This is a genomic window from Amycolatopsis sp. (assembly GCF_035546795.1).
GTDB lineage: Bacteria > Actinomycetota > Actinomycetes > Mycobacteriales > Pseudonocardiaceae > Amycolatopsis_E.
This window is the reverse complement of sequence record NZ_DASZWC010000006.1, coordinates 17282-37897: the sequence shown is the minus strand read 5'-3', so window position 1 is coordinate 37897 and position 20616 is coordinate 17282. Positions and strand designations below refer to the sequence as shown.

General features: G+C 69.7%; 12 protein-coding genes. 6 read left to right on the top strand and 6 right to left on the bottom strand.

All coding sequences use genetic code 11. The annotated features are described in order from the left end of the window. Nucleotides 1-1431, top strand: coding sequence for a type VII secretion protein EccB (gene eccB / locus VHD82_RS07080; RefSeq protein ID WP_325698281.1), 1431 nt, complete (start codon nt 1-3; stop codon nt 1429-1431). A gap of 264 nt (nt 1432-1695) precedes the next feature. On the opposite strand, the gene VHD82_RS07075 is transcribed toward eccB, so the two are convergent. From VHD82_RS07075 to eccCa, 5 genes are read right to left on the bottom strand one after another with little or no spacing between them, the layout of a single operon-like run. Continuing rightward, the gene (locus tag VHD82_RS07075; RefSeq protein WP_325698278.1) at nt 1696-2880 is read right to left on the bottom strand and encodes a hypothetical protein; all 1185 of its coding nucleotides are present in this window, start codon (nt 2878-2880) and stop codon (nt 1696-1698) included. Nucleotides 2881-2892: 12 nt separating this feature from the next. Further along, a complete protein-coding gene (locus VHD82_RS07070; RefSeq protein WP_325698275.1) occupies nt 2893-3288 on the bottom strand; it encodes a hypothetical protein in 396 nt (131 codons plus the stop codon). Continuing rightward, nucleotides 3249-4598: a hypothetical protein gene (locus tag VHD82_RS07065; RefSeq protein WP_325698272.1), complete on the bottom strand. Its 1350-nt coding sequence runs from the start codon at nt 4596-4598 to the stop codon at nt 3249-3251. The genes VHD82_RS07070 and VHD82_RS07065 overlap by 40 nt, the downstream gene beginning before the upstream one ends. Continuing rightward, nucleotides 4598-4951 carry a hypothetical protein gene (locus tag VHD82_RS07060; protein WP_325698269.1) on the bottom strand — a complete coding sequence of 118 codons (354 nt, stop codon included), beginning with the start codon at nt 4949-4951 and terminating at the stop codon, nt 4598-4600. Before VHD82_RS07060 ends, VHD82_RS07065 begins: the two co-directional genes overlap by 1 nt. 13 nt (nt 4952-4964) lie before the next feature. Then, nucleotides 4965-8939 carry a type VII secretion protein EccCa gene (gene eccCa, locus VHD82_RS07055; RefSeq protein WP_325698266.1) on the bottom strand — a complete coding sequence of 1325 codons (3975 nt, stop codon included), beginning with the start codon at nt 8937-8939 and terminating at the stop codon, nt 4965-4967. A gap of 125 nt (nt 8940-9064) precedes the next feature. Here eccCa and VHD82_RS07050 point away from each other — a divergent pair, with 125 nt between their 5' ends. After that, nucleotides 9065-9388 carry a hypothetical protein gene (locus tag VHD82_RS07050; RefSeq protein WP_325698263.1) on the top strand — a complete coding sequence of 108 codons (324 nt, stop codon included), beginning with the start codon at nt 9065-9067 and terminating at the stop codon, nt 9386-9388. Nucleotides 9389-9399: 11 nt separating this feature from the next. Then, nucleotides 9400-9699 carry a hypothetical protein gene (locus tag VHD82_RS07045; protein WP_325698260.1) on the top strand — a complete coding sequence of 100 codons (300 nt, stop codon included), beginning with the start codon at nt 9400-9402 and terminating at the stop codon, nt 9697-9699. 49 nt (nt 9700-9748) lie between these two features. Here VHD82_RS07045 and mycP read toward each other — a convergent pair whose 3' ends face one another. Continuing rightward, nucleotides 9749-11029, bottom strand: a complete 1281-nt coding sequence (gene mycP, locus VHD82_RS07040; protein ID WP_325698256.1) for a type VII secretion-associated serine protease mycosin — start codon at nt 11027-11029, stop codon at nt 9749-9751. A gap of 116 nt (nt 11030-11145) precedes the next feature. Here mycP and VHD82_RS07035 point away from each other — a divergent pair, with 116 nt between their 5' ends. The 3 genes from VHD82_RS07035 to VHD82_RS07025 are packed head-to-tail and all read left to right on the top strand — an operon-like array spanning nt 11146 to nt 20611. Then, entirely contained in the window at nt 11146-11511 is a 366-nt protein-coding gene (locus VHD82_RS07035) for a YbaB/EbfC family nucleoid-associated protein (protein ID WP_325698254.1), read from the top strand. Further along, the gene (locus VHD82_RS07030) at nt 11508-11828 is read left to right on the top strand and encodes a hypothetical protein (RefSeq protein ID WP_325698251.1); all 321 of its coding nucleotides are present in this window, start codon (nt 11508-11510) and stop codon (nt 11826-11828) included. The genes VHD82_RS07035 and VHD82_RS07030 overlap by 4 nt, the downstream gene beginning before the upstream one ends. A gap of 2 nt (nt 11829-11830) precedes the next feature. Next, on the top strand, nt 11831-20611 hold the full coding sequence (locus VHD82_RS07025) for a hypothetical protein (RefSeq protein ID WP_325698248.1): 8781 nt from the start codon (nt 11831-11833) through the stop codon (nt 20609-20611). Nucleotides 20612-20616: the final 5 nt, after the last annotated feature.

The following is a 20616-nucleotide window of genomic DNA, read 5'->3' as shown; positions in this document are numbered from 1 at the left end:
ATGGCGTCCAAACGCGACCAGCTGCAGGCGTACCAGTTTCTCGTGCAGCGCGCGATTTCCGCGCTGGTGACCCGGGAGACCGACCCCGAGCAGCCGCCGTTCCGTCGTCCTGTCGGGGCGGCTTTCGCCAGTATCGCGCTGGCTGTCGTTTCGCTCGCGGGTGTCGGCGTGTACGGGATGATCAAGCCGGGCGGCAATGACTCGTGGAAGTCGGCCTCCGCGGTGATCGTGGAGAAGGAGACCGGCACACGGTACGTCTACCTGAACGACAAGCTGTACCCGGTGGCCAACTACACCTCCGCGCTGCTCCTGCTCGGACAACACAGCGCCACGGAACAGGTTTCGGCCAACTCGCTGGCCGGCGTGCCCCGCGGTCCGCGGATCGGGATTCCCGACGCACCGGACGCGCTGCCCACTTCGGACCGGCTGCTGACCGGTTCGTGGTCGCTGTGCTCGGCCCCGGCGGCGGACGTCGCGGGCAGCCAGATCGAACAGTCGGTGCTGCTCGCCGGTGCCGACCCGTCGGGCGGTTCTGCCTTGGGCGACAACGCTTTGCTGGTCCAGCTGACGTCCACAGGGGACCGTTACCTGATCTGGCGCGGGTACCGGCACCGGATCGACGACTACGAAACGGTCGGTACCGGGCTCTCGTTGAAGTCGGAACCGTGGGCGCGGGTCGACCAAGCATGGCTGGACGTGCTGCCGGAGGGTGCGCCGATCGGGCCGCTCCCGGTGCCGGACTCCGGTACACCCTCCACCGCGGTGCCAGGACGCGGCGACATCCTGACCGGGATGCTGCTGCTGGTCGAGACGAACGGCGGCGGAAAGCAGTACTACCTCGCGGAAAAGGACGCGCTGCGGCCGATCACCGAACTGCAGTACGACGTCCAGCTGGCCAGCAGCCGGCTTATGTCGGCGGCCTACCCCGGCGCGGTGCCCAGCGCGACGCAGCTCGCCCCCGCACTCGCCGCCGCGTCCCGGCAGCTCGACCCCGTTGCCGCGGCGCCGGAATCCGCCCCGCCCGCGCGACCCACGATCGCCCGCCTCACCGACGAATCGACCGCGGTGTGCGCGACTTTCGATCCCGGCCAGGCTTCGCCGCGGATGACTGTGGGCCCGTCGCTACCGGCCGCCGACACCACCACGGCCGGCCGTTCGGCGGACGGAACGCCACTGGCGGACCGGGTTTACGTGCCGCCGGGCTCGGGCGCGCTCGCGGAGTCGATGCCATCGGCCCAGGCGCCCGAGGGGACACTGGTTCTGGTCACGGACATGGGGCGCCGGTATTCGCTGTCCTCGCCGGATGTGCTGAAGGTACTCGGCTATGAGGCTTCCAGCGCCGTGAAGCTGCCGGCCGGTTTGGTCGCTCGCGTTCCCGAAGGGCCGGGCCTTGATCCTGACGTCGCGAAGGAGCAGACGGTCGGAGGCTAGTTCTCGCGCCCAGTCGTTCGACACCAGACGCTTCCCGGGGCCGATCGTGCGGGGCGACGGTAATGCTCTGCCGCTGGCCGAGGCTTCCTGCGACCTCATCACGTAGGCCCAGTCCTGGCAGCGGACCGACCCAGCTGGTTCGTTCCGGAGGCATTGCGCCTCCTGCGAGCAGGCGGAGCGAGCGTCAGCGGCTGGTCGAGATTGGTCGCACTCCGCCCCTGACGCAACGAAAACCGCCCCTGACGGAGCGGTTTTCGTTGTGTTTCAGCGCCAGAGGTCCTCGTCGAGGAGTTGGACCGAGCCGGAGTCCGTGTCGTCCTCACCGCGACGCCGGGCAAGCGTGAACTCCCCGGCCTCCTCGGTGCGCGACCGTCCCCGCAACGTAGCCGGGACCCCGTCGGTGCCGCTGGCGGACTTGCGTCCGCTGCTGGACCTGCTACCCGGCTCGACGGATCCCGGATGGAGCGTGCCCGCCGTGTTCGTGCCCGTGCGCGGCATCATCGGCGCCATCGCCCCGGTCGACGGCTTCGTCGCAGATTCCTCGGCCCGGCCCGGTTCCGGCTCACTCGCGAGACTGGGCGCACGCTTGCCGGCGACCGGCCTCGCTGCGGGCATGAGCCCCGCGGCGGCACCGGCCGCGCCGCCCGCCCAGCCGAACATGCCACTGGGCACCGGCGGCGTACCCGCCGAGGGCAGGGAGCCGAGCGACAGACCGGCGACCGGCGTCAGGCTCGGCGCCAGCCCGGCGAGCGTCGGCCCCGTCGAACCGGCGGAAACGGAACCCGGCTGGGCCAGCGCACTCGACAGGTCCGTCCCGGTAACCGAGGAACCCAGGTCCTGCAAGGCCGACAGCGTGTCCATCCCCGCCGAGGCGGCGTTCACGCCCGAGGTGGCGGCCTTGATGAAGTCCGCGGGAGAGTTGCCGTCCTTGGCCGGTTGCGGACCTTCCGGCAGCACGTCACCGGGCGACCCGAGCCCGGACCCCGAGACCACCTGGAGCATCGACGTGTCGAACTGCCCGCCCAGCGCGGTCATCGCCGTCCCCGCCGCCTGCTGGAGGCCCGGTAGCGTCGGCCAGGCCGCCGGGTTGAGTTTGGCGGCGTTGTAGGCGGCGTTGATGCCCTGCATGGTGACGTAGGTCGCTTCGACGGTGCCCGCGAGTGCATTGAGCCCGTCCGGAATCCGCGCCGCGTCGAGGCGTTCACCCCACATCTTGAGCTCGGAAAGGGTGCGCTGGGCTTTCGCCTCGTGCTCGCGCCCGGCCTCGTCCGTCCACTGTGGAGCGAGTTCGCCGACGCGGGTGTTCAGCTGGGTGCTGGTGTCCTCGATCCACTGCCGCACCTGTGTCCACATCCGCGCGGCGTCGGTCAGCTCCGGCACCTTGCTGTGCTGGGCCTCGATCATCGGCCACATCAGCTCGACCGGCAGGAAGTTGTAGGGAACTACCATGATCCAGCCTCCTCAGGCCTTCGTCCGCGCGCTGGTGTCCGAGCTGCCGCCGGACTGCTGCGCCTGCCCGGCGAACTTCTTCACCAGTCCGATCCCCTGCGTGGCGAGTTTGGCCGTCGAAGCAGCCAGATCCAGTGCTGTGGCCACGTCGGCTGCGCTGTACATCGTCGCGATTTCCTTGGCGTCGGTGGAAATCCGGACGATGTCCTGGGTCATCTTGACCATGAAGGCATTTATCTCCGCGGTCGCCGCCTTGTCCAGCAGGGTCATCGCGATGCCCTCGAACGTCCCGGTCAGGTTGGGCATACTGCCCAGCCGCGCCATCGACGCCGGTGGCGGCGGCGCCTGCAGCCGCGTGGAAAACGCGGTCATCGCCGCGGTGTTGCCGTTGATCTCGTTGCCGGCCATGTGCCCTCCTGCGGTTCGTTTTCTTCCGGGTTGAGCTGCCACAGCTCTTCGTCGAGCAGCTCGGTGACCGGCTCCCGCCGCCGCTGCGGCGCCGGCTCGCCCGGTTTCGCCACGCTTCCCTTGCGCGGCTTGGTTTTCCCCGCGCGCCCACGCAACGGCACGCCCGGCGTACCAGTGGTCTTGCGCTTGCGCACGCTGCCGGTTTCTTCGGCGGCGCCGGGGTTGACGCCACCGCTGCCCTGTCTCCCGGCCGTACGGGCCGGGTACATCGGCGGCATCATCCCGGGCCGGACCGCGCTCGCCGCCGCAGCCGTTCCGCCCACCGTGGCGCCGAGGCCCGCCACCGAGGTAGCACCGTCGGCCGAAGGGATGGCGGGAATCCCTGGCGTACCGCCCAAAGCAGCTCCGCCGACGCCGAGCCCGCCGGCACCGGCCAGCCCGGCCAGCGTGGGCAGTCCGACCGAACCGGCGTTCAGCTGGTCCAGGTACTTGCCGTAGTCCTCGGGGGTCATGGCGGCGAGATCAGCGGGGTTGTAGTCGCCGGGCGAACTCGTCAGGTCCGAACCGCCGCCGAGCAGACCGTCCAGCGACTGCATGGCTTGACTCAGCGCGTCGACCGCGCCAGGGGCCGCCGCGAGCGCGTCTTCTGCGGGATCCTGTTGGCGGGACGGCTGATCATCGGGCTGCTGGGGTGCAGAAGGATTCCGCGGGGCCTCGCCGCCCGGTGTTCCGGCCGGGGCCCGCGCCGTTGTGTCGTCAGGGCCGGCTTGCGGGCTCGTCTGTGCCGGGGGCGGCGTCATGACCCGGCGGCCGCTCCAGTCGGGACCCCGCACCTTGCCGAGCGCGGCGCCGACCGCCTCATACCTGGTGGCGAGTTGATTGAGCAGGCACCCGCCGGACCGCTGGTAGTCCGTGTCGTCGAACGTCTGCCCCGCCTGCTGTGCGGCCGCCTTCCCCCGGTCGTACTTCTCCGCCAGCACGGCGAAGTTCTGCGCGGTGTCGCCGATCAGCTGCGACAGGTCCGTGAGCGCGGCCACGACGGCGTTGTCCTCGATCGGCCCGGTCCAGTTCAGCATTTCGATCCGGCCCTGCTCCAGCTTTTCCCCGAAGTAGGGAAAAGTTCCGTCCGTCCAGGCGTTCGACAGTTCGACCTTCTTGTCGGCCAGCCTGTCCAGCTGTACACCGAGCTGGGTGGCGCAGTCCGCCCACATCCGCTGCGCGGCATCGACCTCACCGCGCCGGACACCGGCCTCGGCGGCGATCAGCCGCACCTGTTCCTCGAACGGGGTCTTCGTGTAATCGTCACTCATCACGGTTGTCCCGGAAAGTTGCCCAGCAGCTGGGGCAGGTTCGGGTCGTTGGCGCGTTTGGCCAGCACGGCGAACTGGTCCGCGGTCAGGTTTCCGGCGTGCTCGTAGCAGTCGGCGCATTCGCGGAGGATCTCGACCAGCCCGGCGACCCCCTGGCGCACCTCCGTGAGAAACCGCTCCGCCGCGCGCACCCGGTCCAGATCCGTCCTGGAGAAGCCTTCTCCCTCCCGCATCCCCCCGGAGAACACCGCGGGCAGCCAAGCGATGTCGCCGGTCAGGTTCATGGCGTCGAAATCCCGTGCTGCGCCGCGGATCCGGTCCGGGCGCCCCTGGACGTCAACCCCGTCTCCCATGTTTCCTCCTCGGTCATCGGGTCGGCGGCAGCCACGCGAGCTGCACGAGGTCCTTCTGCCCGCGCCGGTCCACCAGCCAGCCACGGCCAGGAGGCAGTACCTGCGCGCGCATTCCGCCGAGCAGCGGGCCTTCGTCGCGGTCGCCGGACATCATCAGGCCGGGCGTGCCGACCTCCCGGAGCCGCGAGAGCAGCGGTTCGAACAGGCCACGGCCCGCACCGCCGGTACGGCGCGCCAGCACCACGTGCAGCCCGATGTCCGCCCCCTGCGCGACCAACGGCACCAACGGCATCAGCGGGTGCTCCTTGTAGGTGGCGACCATGTCGTAGTCGTCGACGAGCACGAAGATCTCCGGGCCGCGCCACCAGCTCCGCTCCCGCAGCTGGTCCGGGGTGATGTCCTGCCCTGGCAGGCGTTTCGCCAGCGCCTCGGCGACCTGCTCGATCAACCCGGCGGTGTGCGTGTCGTTGGCGCCGGTGCCCAGCAGGTGATCCTCGCTGATCTGGCCCAGCAGCGCGCGCCGGTGGTCGACGAGCACGATCTGCGCGTCCTCCGGCGAATACGCCCCGGCGATCCGGCGCGCCAGCAGGCGCAGGAACGCCGTCTTGCCGCTTTCGGTGTCGGCAAGGAGGAAGAAGTGCGGGTCCGCGGCGAAATCCAGCCGCATCGGGGCCAGGTCGCGTTCGCGCACACCGACCGCGAATCCCGCGTCGTCCCCGGAAAGCCGGTCGGTGTCCGGCAGTTCCGCGTAGTCCAGCGTGCCGGGAAGCAGCCGGACCAGCGGCGCCTCTTCGCCCGGCCATGCCGAGGCGATCGCTTTCGTCAGCGCGCCGAGGCCGGCCGCGAGGTCCGCGCTTTCGTTGCTCCCGTCGATGCGCGGCAGTGCGACCAGCATCTGGTGCCCGCTCATCGCGAGTCCCCGACCCGGCGCGTCCGTCGGCACGCCCATCGCGGCGCGGCGGTCGATGACCGAGTCGATCGGGTCGCCGATCTTCAGCTCCAGCCTGCTGGCGAACAGGTCCCGCACGTTCATCCGCAGGTCGAACGCCCTGGTGCACGTCGCCACGACGTGCACGCCGTAGGACAGCCCGCGCGCCGCGATGTCGCCGAGCATCTCCTCCAGTTCGGGGAAGTCGCTGCGCAGCGTCGCCCAGCCGTCGACGACCAGGAACACGTCACCGTGCGGATCCTCGGCGAACTTCCCCTCCGCGCGCAGTTTGCGGTAGGTCACCATCCCGTCGATCCCGTGCGCCGCGAACAGCCGTTCCCGCTTGGCCAGCAGCGTGGCGACCTCCGCGACGGTGCGGCGGACGCCACCGGTGTCGAGCCTGCCCGACACCCCGCCGACGTGCGGAAGCCCGACGACCGACGCGAGCGTGCCACCACCGAAATCCAGGCAGTAGAACTGGACCTCGCGCGGAGTGTGCGTGAGCGCCAGGCTCGCGACCAGCGTCCGCACGGCCGTGCTCTTGCCCGTCTGCGGGGCACCCAGCACCAGCACGTGCCCAGCTGCGCCGGAAAGGTCGAGCACCAGTGGATCGCGGCGCTGCTCCAGCGGCCGGTCCACCAGCCCGAGCACCGGGCGCAACGAGCCGGCCAGTGCCGCCGAGTCGACGGTCAGTCCGCGCCGCGGGCGCTCGACGAGCGGGGGCAGCAACCCGTCCAGGGTGGGCGAATCCGCCAACGGCGGCAGCCACACCTGGTGTGCCGGCTTGCCATGTCCTTCCAGCCGACCCACCAGGATGTCCAGCAAAGTCTCGCCGACCGCCGCGTCGTCGTCCGGCTGCTGTTGCGCGGCCTGCTGTTCGTCCGGATCGATTTCGGGGGCGTGGTAAGCGGTGGTGTACTCGTGCAGGACCAGGTGCGGTGCCGCGGACTGCGCCGCCCCGCGGCCGGTTTTCCGTTGGTGGACACCGGAAACGTAGGCCGAGCGGAACCGGTCCATCGGCTCGGTACCGACCTTGAGGAACCCGTGCCCCGGTGCCCGCGGCAGCCGGAACGCGTCGGGCACGCTCAGCACCGCCCGGCTTTCCATCTCGGAGAACGTGCGCAGCCCGATGCGAAACGACAGATGGCCCTCCAGACCGCGCAACCGGCCCTCGTCGAGCCGCTGTGAAGCGAGCAGCAGGTGCACGCCGAGCGACCGGCCCAACCGTCCGATTTGGACGAACATATCGATGAAGTCGGGCTTCGCCGACAGCAGCTCGGAGAACTCGTCGCAGATCACCAGCAGCGTCGGGACCTCCGGCAACGGCGCGCCCGCCGCGCGTGCCTTCTCGTAGTCGCGCAAGGAGGAGAAGTTCCCCGCCGCGCGAAGAAGTTCCTGGCGGCGGATCAGCTCGCCGTTGATCGCGTCGGTCATCCGGTCGACCAGGTGCAGCTCCTCGGCCAGGTTGGTGATCACGGCGCTGGTGTGCGGCAGCCGGTCGAGCCTGGTGAAGGTGGCGCCACCCTTGAAGTCCACGAGCGCGAAGTTCAGCGAGCTCGGCGGGTGCGTCACGGCCAGCGCGAGCACCAGCGTGCGCAGCAGTTCCGACTTGCCCGAGCCGGTGGCGCCGATCAGCAGGCCGTGCGGCCCCATTCCGTCCAAAGCGGACTCTTTGAGGTCGAGTTCGATCGGGACCCCGTCGGCCTGGATGCCGAACTTCACCCGGAGCCGGTCCCGGCTCGGCCGCGCCTGCCAGGCATCGGCCGGATCGAACTCGTACGGGTCGCCGAGGTCGAGCAACTCGGCGAGGCCGAGCTCCGAACTCATCGGGGCATCACCCCGCATTCCCGCGGTGAGCCGCAGCGGCGCCAGCTGCCGGGCGAGCCCTTCGGCGGCGACCGGGCCGAACAGGTCCGCCTGCCCGAGCGGTGCTTCCCCGTCGACGGTCTCGCTGACGACCGCGCCCTCCGCGTCGACGGTGAGCACCACCGTCGTGCGGTCGAGAGTCCGGGGCGGCGGACCGCTCAGGTCGATGACGGTCACTCCTTCGACGCCGCTACCGGTCATCAGATGGTCCGAGCCCGCGGCGGAACCGCCGTCCACGACGACGACCAGATGCGGCCCCGGCACCCGGACGTCCGCATCCGGTTCGAACCGCGGCCGTTTCGCCAGTTCCTCTTCGAGCATCGATTCCAGCGCGCGGACGGTCGGCGCGACCATGCGCAACGGGCCGAGCGCGTCGGTGCGCTCCGGGTGCAGCGCGTGCGGCAGCCATTTGGTCCATTCCCATTCGCCACGCCGGTCCTCGCCGGCGCACACCCCGATGCGCAGGTCGTCCGGCGACTGCAGAACGGCCAGTTGTGCGAGCAGACCGCGGAGCAGGCCGAGCACCGCCTGCCGGTCGCCACGCAGGTGGATCCGGCTGAACCCGTCGATCGCGATGGCGATCGGCAGATCGTCCACAGTGGATTGCGTGGTGATGAAGCGGCGCAATGCCAGCGCGGACAACGGTTCCAGCTCGTCCAGCGGTTTCGTGTCCGGGGCGACGAGCGCCATCGCCGAGCGCTGCGGGCCGCGGCCGATCCGGGCGACGGCGAAGTCCTCGTCGTCCTTCCGCCGTTCCCACAGCCGGTAGCTCGCGGCGAGGGACCAGAGCGTGGCCGGGTCGGGGTGCAGGTACTCCATCGCCGTGCGCTGCCTGCGTGCCGCGCGGCGAAGCCGCAGCCGGTGCTGGGCGAGCTGCCGCAGGTATTTCCGGCGCGCGTTTCCCATCTCCCGCTTGCCCGGGCCGCCGCCCTGCAGGAAACCGGTGAGGACCATGCCGAGCATGCCGACACCCATCAGGCCGTAGATGACGTACCGGATCGAGCCGCCGAGCGAGCCGGAGTACATCAGCAGCATCGCGCCCATCATGGCCACCATCGGCAGCACCAGGAAGACCTGCGCCCACTGCCTGCCCGGCGGTGCTGGAATCTCCGGTGGCGGCTGCAGGATCAGTTCCCCCGCCGGCATTTCGGGCGCGGGTTTGCGCGCCGGCCTCTTCACCACGACAGTCGCCATACCCTGATGGTTCGCGATCGGAGCCGCTCCGTGCGGGCGCTGGCAGGAACTTGCCGTGGCAGGCGATTCGGCTTCGCCGCCCCATACCTTCGGACCGCGGAAGCAACTCGCGAAAAGGAGGGTGTATGACCCAGGGCAATTCGCTGAACCTCGACACTGCGGCACTCAGCCAAGCGACGAGCAAATACGAACAGGGCAACGAGACCAGTTTCCAGCTCAGGTCCCGGTTGCACGCCGACAGCAGCGCGGCGATTCCGGACGCGATGGGCGGCCGGGCAGGCGCGACCGCCTCGAACGTCACCGACCAGGTGCTCACCGACTACCAGCAGCACTACAACAACAACATGCGGCCGCTGCCGGACAAGTTCCGCCAGACCGGCCGGGCCTACGGCGACGCCGACGTGCAGGCCGCCGCGGCCATGAACATCGGCAACACCATCAATCCCTGAAGGAGGCTGAAATGTTCGATCCGAACGAGGTGAAGCTCATCGGCGGCCAGCTGGTGGAGCTGGCCGAGAACCATGGGGCCGCGGCCCGGAACATGCAACAGGAGGCCGAGGACCGGCTCAGCCAGATCCGCAACCTGGCCGGGCACTGGCTGGACGACAACTTCCACGTCGCGCACGACGACGGGCAGCGCGTCAGCAAGCTGGACGACGAGCAGAACAGCTTGGTGCTGGGTCTGCGGAAGGCCCATAACGACGCCAACGACATCGCCTGCTCGACGGCCGCACAGGCCCGCAACATCCTCGGTGCCTGAAACCGACCCCGAAACGCCCGGCGCCAGTGCGCCGGGCGTTTCGGGGTGCTCATTCAGCGAGCAGGAAAATCTGGTCCGGCGGCTCCACAGCAGGCGACTCGGCCGGCACCGGCGCGGCACGGCCGGCCTGCCAACGCCGTCGGCGTCCACGCGGCAGCACGACCGCCGCGATCGCGGCGAGGACGATCGCGGCTCCGACAGCGATTGCCGACCAGACAGCGGAAGAAGCGGCGTGCTGTTCCCACGCCGTTCGGTCGAGCTGCGCCTGATCTGGCGGCCGCGGCACAAAAGGCGGTAACGCGGCCGCCCGGCGGGTGTCGAGACCGTCCGTCACCGCGCGGTACGGATTCACGAGCCCCGCGCCGTAGGCATCGCTGTCCGCGCCCCCACGGGCCGGGCTCGCTGTCGCCTTCAACCGCTGGATGACCTGCGCCGCGGTGAGTTGTGGCCATTCCGCGCGCACGAGAGCAGCTGTCCCGGAAACGAAGGGCGCGGCGAAACTCGTTCCGTCGTCGTAGGCGTGCCCGTCGACCCGGGTCGCCGCAAGCACTTTCCCGCCCGGTGCCACGACATCCACGTACGGACCGATCTGCGAAGCGGAAATCCGCGCGCCGTCGATGTCCACCGCACCGACTCCGAGCACCCCGTCGTAGGCGGCCGGGTACGACGGCAGCTCGGGGCTCGTGTCCTGTTGCGCGTTTCCCGCCGCGGCAACGACGACCGCGTCTTTCGCCACCGCGTAGGCGACCGCAAAACGGATCGCGGGGAAGTCGTCGAGCGCGGCCAGCGACAGGTTGATCACCCGCGCGCCCTGGTCCGCGGCGTACCGGATGCCGTTGGCCACCACCTGCGGGTCGATTTCCAGGGACTGCCCCTGATCGCTGACGTCACGGTCGCTGATCCGCACCGGCAGGATCCGCGCGTCCGGTGCGATGCCGGCGAACCCGATGCCGGGCAGCTGGTCCGCGGCGATGATGCTGGCGACCCCGGTGCCGTGGGAGACGCAGTCGAAGTTCCCGGCCAGGGCGCCGTTGAGGTAGAAGTCGCGGCCCGGCAGGACTTTCCCGTTGGCACGCAGCTGTGGATGGTCGGCGTCGACGCCGGAGTCCACCACCGCGACCAGCACCCCGGCGCCCCGGCTGTACGGCCAGGCCCGCTGCGGGTCCAGCACCTGTTGCGCCCAGGGCAATGCCGGGATCTCGGCCCGGGCGGGATCGGCATTCGGGCAGGCACCGGCCGGCGGCGCCGCGTCCGCCGTCGGTCCGGTGAAGGTCTGCGAAGCGATCAGGGCCAGCGCGGCCAGGACCGTCGGCGCTCGATGTCGTCTCACGCCGCCATGGTCTGCCGGGCACGTGCTGCCAGTGCCGATGTGGCCGCAACAGGCCAACCGCCGATCGCGGGCTCGTCGTGCCGACACACTGAGCGGGAGACGACCGAGGAGGCACCATGGACGCGGATCTGTATGCCGACTACCGGCAGCTGGCGGAGGACGTGCGGGCCGCGCAGGACCGGATGGCCACGATACGCGTCACCGCGGAGTCCGACGACGGGCTGATCAGCGCGACCGTGGACAGCTCCGGCGGCCTGGCGGAACTGTCGCTGGACCCGCGCGTCTACCACGCTCCCGACTCGACGGCGCTGGCGCGGACCATCGTCGAAACCATCCGTCGTGCGGCGCAGAACGTGCTCGAAGAGCGGTTCGCCATCCTGGCCCGCTATCTGCCTGCCGACGCGACCCCGGAGACGTCCGATCTGAAACTCGGTCCCTTCCTGCACGAACTGGACCGCGAGGCGAACGGGGACCGGCGATGACAGACGCGGGCGAGGACACGGTCCACGTCAAACTGGACGAGACCGCGGCCCAGCTGAACCGGCTTTCCGCGGCGGCCCAGGACTTCAACGCCGCCTGGCAAGCAGCCGCCGCCGACTGCAACCCGACGGGCAAACTCGGTAACGGCCCGATGGGCAAGGCTTTTCAGCCGACGATCGCCACTGCCGCGAAGGCCGCCGAGCCGATCGCTTCGGTGCCCGTCTTCTACCAACGGCAAAGCGACAACGGCCGGACCGCGCTGCAGCAGTACCAGAACGGAGAAGCCGAAGTCATCATGGTGTTCAACCAAGACAAGTAGCCATGGCCGATTATCCCGAATCGTGTCTGGGCGACTCCCCCGAACCGGACTCCGACCTGTGGTACTGGGTGACCACCAAGGGCGGTTACGCCAAGGACGAAATCTGGCCGCCGGACAGTGTGGCCGAGGCCGACTTCGTGGGCCGCTCACTGCACGGTGTCGCACAGAAAATGCGCGACGCCACCAAGGTCGGCGCCGATGTCTGGGACAAGCTGTCCGGTACCTGGCCGGATTCGGTCGGCCTCCAGCTGCGTCACCTCATCAAGACCGGGAACGGCCGGATCTCCATCATGGCCGACGACGTGGACGGGCTCGCTGCCGCGTTCCGGGGCTACGCGGAGCTGACCGCGGCGGTTCGCGGGCAGATCGGCACCACGGTGTCGGACAACGAATTCAAGTTCTCGCTGATCAGGTTCACCAACCCGTGGGAACACGATTTTCTCCGTACCCAGTTCGCGAAACACCTTGCCCGGAACATCGCGGGCCAGGTGTCGAAGGCGGCGGAGGCGATCAGCAACCCCCAATCCGTGCACTCGGACAAGCCCCCTATCCGTCATCCCGGCGCACTGGGCGCGGTCGTGGACTTCGTCGAGGATCTCGGCGGCCTGATCGGCTACCGCGACGGCGACTGGAACGTGTTCAACGCGGTGGACACCTGGGAGGGTCTGGGAAAACTGGGGCTGGCCCTCGAGTCCTACGCCACGGCGTCCCCCACTGCCTTGCTGGACCTGACGACGGGTCAGCCCGGGCTCGCGCGACACGAGCTGTTGAACACACTGATCACGGCGGGCAAGGGGTTCGTCCATTCCGACGAATGGGGCACCGACTGGCCCCATGCCCTGGTCGGCACCGCGCTGAACGTCGGCACCCTCGTGGGTTCCGACGGTATCGGGGCAGCACTGCGCGCTGCCGGCGCCGGCGCCAAGGCGACCGAGCTCGCGGGCCTGTCACAACTGGGCTCGGGGGCAGTCCGCCTCGGCGAGGGTCTGGCCAAGGTCCCCAAGGTCAGCAACTTGGCGCTGCGCGGCCTGAGCAAGTTCGGCGAAGGTGTGGAGAAGGCCGAGAACGCGTTGCGCGACGTCGGCAAGGTCGACGACGGCGGACCGAATCCGCCCACAGCCAGGGAATCCGGCGAAGCCGTCCGGTGGACTCTCCACAAGCCGAGTACCGACGCGGTGACCGGCATAGTCGGGAAACACGTGGTCGGCGAGCTGTTCAATGAGAAGCTGCCCCACTTCCACGAGAACTCCACCCCGGACCCGCGAGCCACCGGGGCGCCGGCCTGGTCGGACAAACTCGGGCCGTACCTGCGCCAGTCGGATCTGACGAACGGGACTCTTGGTCACCCGGCGAAGCTGGGCGATGGGACCGTCCCGAAGGAGCTACCCGGCGACGGCGGATCGACCGTGCCTGCGCACGGTGGCGATCCGACCCCGCCGCCGACTCATGGTGGTGGCGCCGCCCACAGCGGTGGTGACGCCGGACCGTCCAAACCGGACGGTGGCGGTCGTGCCAGTACCTCCACGTTGGAGCATCATGGTGCGGGAACACCGGGCACCGCGGCAAAGCCTGCCGGTGAGGCCGCGCGGTCGGTCGAGCAGGCGCCGGCGGTGGCAAGGGCAACAGCGGAGAAGCCGGAAGTCGAGAGTTCACTCGCGCCGCTCGGCAAGGCGGCGGAAGATGCGGCCGAGCCACTCTCGGTGCGGATCATCGAAAAATCCGTGGAAGACAGCCGGGAGAGCCGACTTCCGCACGCCGAACCGCCCGAGCCCCCGCGGCTGGGCTGGATCGGCTCGATCGTCTCCCCCGCCGCTCCGCTGGACATGCCGCAGGTTCCTCACGAGATCACGCCCGCGCGTCCCTTGGAGGTGCGCGAGCCAAAGCAACTGGAGTACCGGCTCGACGGTTGGCCGAAACCGGTGGCTCCGAAGTTGCTGCCCGGACTTCCCACCGCGCCGGCGAATCCCGCCGCCCCAGGGGATTTCCCGGCTCCGGAACCCGGGAAACCGGACCTCCCGTATCACCGGCCACCGCAGCCGGCGGAACCGGCACCGATAGAGATGCCGATGCGCCCCGAGCACGACCCGGCCTTGCCCGCGACGTTGCCCGCCCGGATCGACCAACCTCATCCGCTCCCGCCGGAAATCCCGGCCCATCCTGGAAAAGGCCACGACATCCCCGACCCGGGCCGTGATCCACTATCGGAGATTCCGCCCGAGGTACTGGAGCAGCTGACCGACGCGGAGCGCGAGGCAGTGCGGAAACTGGCCACCGACGCCGGTGCCGCAGAGGTCCTGCACTTCGTTCTCGACGAGATCATCGACCGGATCCTCGCCGCGCCGCGGCCAGGGGAGCCACGCCGGATGATCTCTCGCGGCGCCGGCCTGGCGGACAAGCTGAAATTCCTGGCCGAGGAGGACGAACGCGACTGGCTCGGCGAGCGGCTCGCGGAGCGGACCGGCACCAAGCCGGAAAAACCGCGCCGGGTACGACCGAGAGGGCGCCCGATCGGGCCGGTTGTGCGCTTGCGGAATCCGATCTCGGTGGACTTCGCCGATGCCGCCGAACGGGAGCGGCAGGAGATCCTCGCGATGGACCGGTTCGCGGCGTATCTGGCCGATCCCGGGAATTTTCCCCTCACCGCCGAGGAACGGGCCGAGATCCGCGAGATTCTGGCGTACCGGGCGCAGCGGGCCGGCGGCGACAACCCAAGCCGGGCCGCAACGTACCGATGGGCGCTGGACAGTCCCGATCCGATCCCCGCGCCGGCCATGGCCAAACGTCTCCACGAGGAGGTGGAGACCAGGGCAAAAGCGTTCCTCGAGAAGCATCTGCCCGAACGGCCCGCCGACCCGCCGCCGGGCCTCCCGCCGCAGGTGTGGGAGAGGCTCGACGAAACCGCCAGGCAGGCGCTCATCGGATTGGACGGTCTCGACGTAAACGGCCGCGGAGTCCTGACCAGCATCGTCCGGGAACTGACGAAAGGAAAATCCGGTTTCAGCCGGAAAGGCGGGCTGGACAATTTCGCCCTGGTGGCCGACGAGCAGCTCCCGTACATCAGCGAAAAGCTGGACACCATGTTCCGGCAGAAGGCAAACAAGCCGAAGCCCGCCACTCGCGGCGAGAGCGAGGCCGTGTTCGACGCGTTGGGCTTTTCCCGGCACCTCGCCAAAATCGAGCGCCGGCTGCGAAAGCAGGGCGTGAAAACCGGGGATATCGCTTCGCAATTGCGGCACTTCGTGGACCTCGTCCGCGAGAATCCGGAGGCACCCGAGGTCCTGGTGGGGGCCCGCAACAACCTCAGCGGGCTCGAGGGAGAGCTCTACACGGCCTGGATGCTGAGCGTGGCCGGTGACCGGCAACTGGCCGAACTCGGTTTGGCAGGCTTGGAAATCGTCGAGGTGCGGGAGGGCTTCGAAAACGGCGACGGGCGATCAGGCGACATCGACGTGCGGGGCAGGCTGCCGGATGGGCGCACCGTCCGGATCGAGATCAAGAACACCGACCACATCGGCGTCGGCAAAGAGGCGAAATGGCTTGAGCAGGCCACAAAAGAAATCGAATCGGCCCCGCCAGGCACCGTCAGCCTGTTCGTGATCAGCAACAGGCTGACTCCGGAGACGACCAGCGGGCTGGCCGCATCCGCGAAAACGATCGTGGCGGCCGGTTTCGATGCCGTCGTGCACCATTCCACGTCTTTCGCGGCGCGTCAGGGCCGCCCCCGGTTCACGGTCATCGCGACCAAGGGCCGGGAGGCTTTGGGCGGCGACCCGCGTCTTGATCTGGACACCGGATGGTGGCTGACCGGCACAGCGCCAGGTTCATCGGCGCGGAGCTGCTCGACGCGGCGCCACAAGCCGCCGCTGCGCCAGGGGCCACATCCGTCACCCCGGAGGAACGCCCGATCGGCCGAGGACGGTTTCCAGCGGGCCAAGGCCGCTGTTCTGGCGGATCCCGCGGCGAGGAACCACCTGCTCGCGGTGGACCTCGACCTGGCCGAGTTGTACGCGCGGTTCGGGGACGACCTGCCCAAGGCTGTGCGCATCGCCGGGGTGCGCGGGGTCGGTTACCTGACCGACCTGTATGAGCGCTGGACGGGCCGCCCCTGGTCGGAGCCCGTTGTGCTGGCGGACGCGGGGCCGGCCGTCCGCGCCGATCTGGACTCGCTCGACCTCGCCCTGCGGCGCATCGTCGCTCGGTCGCCGGAGCCGCGCGTGGCCCGGGACGCCATGCCGTGGTTCGGCTTCAATCCACGTGATACCAGCGAAGTGGCCCGGTTCCGCCGCCTGCTGACGCGCGGCGGCCTGGCCGATCCCACCCCGGCGGAACTGCTGGCGTTACGGGAAACCGCCTTCGATCTGTCGGACACGCACGACCTTGCCGGCCGCCGGAACCTGTTCCAAACCCGGCCCCGGCTCGTCGGGGATGCAGTCCGGCACAAGATGGGCCGGTCGGCCACGCCGGCAGCGGTGACCGCGGGTCCGCCGCGGGAGTTCCACCGGGCCACAGCCCTCAGTCCCGAAGCGGCGCACCGGAAACTGAGCGACGCGCGGCGGAGATACGAGGACGCGCGGCAAGACCTCGCCGACCGGTTCGACCACGTCAAATGGCTCGTCCGGCAGTTGGCCCGGATGGTGGCGCCGGATGCCGGAACCGACCAGCAGGCCCTCGACCCGGCGGTGATCGAGACAGTGGCCGAAAGCTATGGCCTGACCACCAGCCTGGTCATCGCGATCCTGTTCGACCCCGACCGGCCGCTGCACGCGCCTGCCGCCTACCAGCACACCCAGAACGCGCCCGAACTGGCGCACGCCGCCGCCACCCATTACCGCGCACTCACCGAGCGGTTCAAGAAGGCACACCGGGAACTCCAAGAGGCCGAACGAATCTGGGCCGGCCTGCCGCAGGAACGGCGCGCGAACTTCTCGGCCGGCACCGGCACGGTTCCCGATCCCGGTCCGCTCCCGGCCGTCAAACCGTTGCACACCAAGCGTCCGCCGGCCGTGTTCGGGATCATGGGCGCGATCGCGTCGGCCGTGCACGAGGCGGAACCGGCGCGGCTCGCGGCGGAGACCCGGTACCGGAAAGCCTGGCGAGAACTGCGGGACGCGACCACGATCGCGCTCGGCACGGCGTTGCGTGACCAGCAGCTGGAGGACCGTCTCTCCGCCGCTTTCCTGGAGTTCCGGGAAAGCCAGGCGCTGCGCGTGGCGGCACATCTGGACTACGTACGGGGACTGTCCGGCGTGATCCACGACGCCGCCGCGCGGAAGATCTCCAACGCCCGGATCGCGAAGGCCACCAGACTGCCGGTCACCGAGGTCGCCGCCATCACGCTGGCGCCGGAAATGCCGCCGGAGCACCAGCACTGGCTCCGGGAACGGTTCCTGAACGTGCGCGAAGCCCTCGCGAACAGGCGGCACGGCCAGCCGCTGCCGAAGGAGGTCCGGGCCTGGTTCCGAGACCAGGACCCGACAGACCCGGAGCTGGCCGCGAAGCTCACCGACGCCGGTTTGGACCCGTGGGTCGCGCGGATGCTCGGCAAGAACCTCGACGCCAAACGGGATCACCACAACTCGCACGAGCACTGGTCGGGCTACGACCTCGGCGACGTGCCCACCGAGGCACGGCTGAACTGGGTACTCGGCCAAGGACTGTCGACCATCACCGTGATGTCCCCGATCCCGCAGCGCGGCATGGGCCTGATCAGCAGCTCCAGTGGCTCCTTTTACTACGGGGCACTGAATGCCAGCCGGCTCGCGACGGTGTTCGGGCATCAGGTGATGCACATGCGCGGGCAGCTTTCCGACGCGATGAACTTCGCCCTGCGGGAGAAATTGTCCACACGGCAACGGGATCGCTACTTCCCGGGCATCTCCGGGCACCGCGTGGACATCCCGGGCCCCGGCGCTTACCTGATGGCACAGGCGGTTCTGCACGGTGACGCCGGCCGATGGCTGGCCGAGACGACCTTCGCCAAGGAACTGGTCAAGCCGATGCTCAAGCGGCACGCGGGGGAGCTCGTCAATCCGCTGTGGCGCGAATACGTCGGCAAACTGGTCACCGCGGTGGAGCTGATCCGGCACGACCTCGCCGAGCGTCCCGGCACAGCCGGCCGGCTCCACAACCAGATCACCGACGCCGGCTGGACCGGACTCCTCCCGCTCGACGGCAGCGGCAGCCGCCTCGGCAGCATGGAATTCCTGGACGCCGCAATCGAAAACGCCGACGAGATCGACCGGCTGCTCGCCATCGCGGGGCACGGGCAGCTGCCCCGCACGGTGCCGGAGCCCTACAACCCGAACGCCGTCGAACTGCTGGAGGCGATCAGCGCCACTGGCCAGATCCTCATCCTGCACAACGACATGGGCGAAGCCCGGCTGACCGCCACCGGCCAGCCCGCGGTCGGGCCGCCGGACGAGCGCAACCTCTGGGCGATGGCCGCCCTGCTGCAGCGGGAGAAGTTCGCCAAGGCGAACGTGGTGTGGGCGCACCTCGGCGTCGGGCACTGGACCAACCTCACGGAAGACCACCTCGGCTGGCTGCGCTGGCTGCTGAAGACGGTGCCGGGCCTGAAAATGGACATCTCCTGGAACGTGCTGCCCCAGCACCTCCAGGAAGCTCACGACGACCGGCTCAAGGAGCAGTTCAAACAGTTCTTCGTGGACCACCGCTACCGCCTGCTGTACGGCTCCGACGCGGTGAACCCCCAGCCCGGCGGGCACTTCTACCGGCACCTGTACGAAATGCATCCGCTGTTCGCCGAGATCGAGCGGACGATGCCGGCCGGGAAAGAAGCCGTGCGGGACGTGCTGACCGGCAACTTCCTGCGGCTGCACCAAGAGGCGGGCGAACGGGTGGAGCGCTTCGCGTTCAACGAGATCCACTCCGGCGCCTGGGACGGCTTCCTCCGGCACCTCGGCGAAGAGAAATACGAGAAAGTCCGGCGTTGGTACGACACCAAAGCGAAGGACGGCTGGCAGCCGACAGGCGACCCGATCATGGGCCCCGCCTTCGGGATGGCCCCGCACCAGTCGTGGCAAGACAACCCGCAGCTGAAGGCCATGCTGCGCTGGCAGCGCGACGCCGATCTGCGGCTGGGCAAGGCGAATCTGCTCCGCCGTTGGACCGGCGCCGCGGGGCTACCGTTCGCCGATCTGGGCAGTGACGCGCGGATCGTCGCGGCCGAAGCGCTGCGGCGCCGGCGGGAGGACGGCCGCCTGCGCCCGTCGACGGCAACGGGCGGAGCGCTCGCCAAGCCCACGACACTGGCCACCCTGATCGCCGAACGGGACCTGCGCATCGCGCTCCGGCAAAGCGATCTCGATCCGGACACGCAGGAACGAGAACGCCGCCGGATGGCCGCGGCGGTCGAGGACCTCGAACGCGGCCAGCTGGCCAACCGCGCCAAGATCAACGAGCTGCGCCGGACGTGGGTCCGCCGGACCCGCGCGTACGCCGCGGCCCTGACGCTCGGCGCGGTCGGCGCGTCCACCGCCGTCGGGCTCCTCGGCGTTTCCCAGGACGTCCTCACCGCGATGACGCTCGGACCCGCCGCCGCGGCCTTCCTCGTCCGCGGCTCGCTCAACGCGCTCAAGGTGACGAGCAGCCAGAACAGCCGCGTGGCCTGGGAAGCGATGGTCGAACGCAGCCGGTTCGGCGCCGGGCTGGCCGGCTCGCTGACCCGCGTGATCGTGAAGAACATGGGGCGCGAGGTCGATCCCGAGGGCCATAACCCGACGGCACGGCACCAGCTCGCGTCGTACGTCCGGGAGCAGGCCGACAAGTTCCTGCTCACCATGGAGGCACTGCAGGACGTGCCGCTCGGCCCGGACGAGCCGGTGGAACAGCGCGCGGCGATGGTGAACATGATGTCCTCCCGGTTCCTGAACCTGGTCGGGCGGGCGCTCGGCGGCGCGGCCGAGTCGCTGAGCAGTCTCGCCCCGCACGCGGGCCCATTGGGCAAGACGATCGCCACCGGAATCGGGCTCAGCTGGATCGTCAACTTCGCCGGCCACGTCGGACAGGCATTCCACGGCAGTTCGCTGGGCGCACTGACCGGGGGTACCTACGCGCTGGCGGACGCGTTGTTCATGGTGGCCGCGCTGCCCAACGCCGTCGGCGGCTGGTCCGGTTACGACAACTCCCTGCGCGCCCTGTACCGGAGGGTGCAAAATGCGCTCGCGTTCCCGGTGCTCACTGCCGCCAACGGACTGCTCACCGTCCAGTACGCCGGCCACCTGCAGGGATGGCAGGCCCTCATCGCCGCCCTGCTCACCTACTCCACGGCCAAGATCTCCGCGCTGGGACTGCGGATCGAAGCCCAGCGCGGCAGGGTTTCGCCATGGGTCGGCCCCGCGCACGCGGGCACCACCGCCGCCGCACTGGCCGCGCTCGGCGCCATCGGACTGTTCCCCGGCCTCACCACGGAACTGCTGGGCGTGGGCGCGACCTTGACGATTCCCGCGGTCCGCGGGATCAACAAGCTGAAGAAGACGATCGACGCACGCCGGGATCCGTTCGTGTACGCGAAGGACGGTCCAGTATGGACACTCGACCTGGACCCGGTGACGGGTGAGCTCAACGCGGAGCGCACCCGTGGACCACGCGTTTTCTCCGGCCCCCGCGGTGTTTCGGTCGAACTCACGCTCGGCCGCCTGCCGAGGGTGACCCCGGTGGTGCCGCCGAAGCGCTGGGCACCGGATCCGCCCGGGCACGTGCAAGCCGTGATCGGCGGCTTGGTCAAGCCCGGCCGCACCCCGGCCGAGCGGGACGACAGCTGACCCCA

Excerpts from the sequence above, each read along its gene's own strand:
- eccB (WP_325698281.1), top strand. The coding sequence starts at position 1 with ATGGCGTCCAAACGCGACCAGCTGCAGGCGTACCAGTTTCTCGTGCAG.
- VHD82_RS07075 (WP_325698278.1), bottom strand. The coding sequence starts at position 2,880 with ATGGTAGTTCCCTACAACTTCCTGCCGGTCGAGCTGATGTGGCCGATG.
- VHD82_RS07070 (WP_325698275.1), bottom strand. The coding sequence starts at position 3,288 with ATGGCCGGCAACGAGATCAACGGCAACACCGCGGCGATGACCGCGTTT.
- VHD82_RS07065 (WP_325698272.1), bottom strand. The coding sequence starts at position 4,598 with ATGAGTGACGATTACACGAAGACCCCGTTCGAGGAACAGGTGCGGCTG.
- VHD82_RS07060 (WP_325698269.1), bottom strand. The coding sequence starts at position 4,951 with ATGGGAGACGGGGTTGACGTCCAGGGGCGCCCGGACCGGATCCGCGGC.
- eccCa (WP_325698266.1), bottom strand. The coding sequence starts at position 8,939 with ATGGCGACTGTCGTGGTGAAGAGGCCGGCGCGCAAACCCGCGCCCGAA.
- VHD82_RS07050 (WP_325698263.1), top strand. The coding sequence starts at position 9,065 with ATGACCCAGGGCAATTCGCTGAACCTCGACACTGCGGCACTCAGCCAA.
- VHD82_RS07045 (WP_325698260.1), top strand. The coding sequence starts at position 9,400 with ATGTTCGATCCGAACGAGGTGAAGCTCATCGGCGGCCAGCTGGTGGAG.
- VHD82_RS07035 (WP_325698254.1), top strand. The coding sequence starts at position 11,146 with ATGGACGCGGATCTGTATGCCGACTACCGGCAGCTGGCGGAGGACGTG.
- VHD82_RS07030 (WP_325698251.1), top strand. The coding sequence starts at position 11,508 with ATGACAGACGCGGGCGAGGACACGGTCCACGTCAAACTGGACGAGACC.
- VHD82_RS07025 (WP_325698248.1), top strand. The coding sequence starts at position 11,831 with ATGGCCGATTATCCCGAATCGTGTCTGGGCGACTCCCCCGAACCGGAC.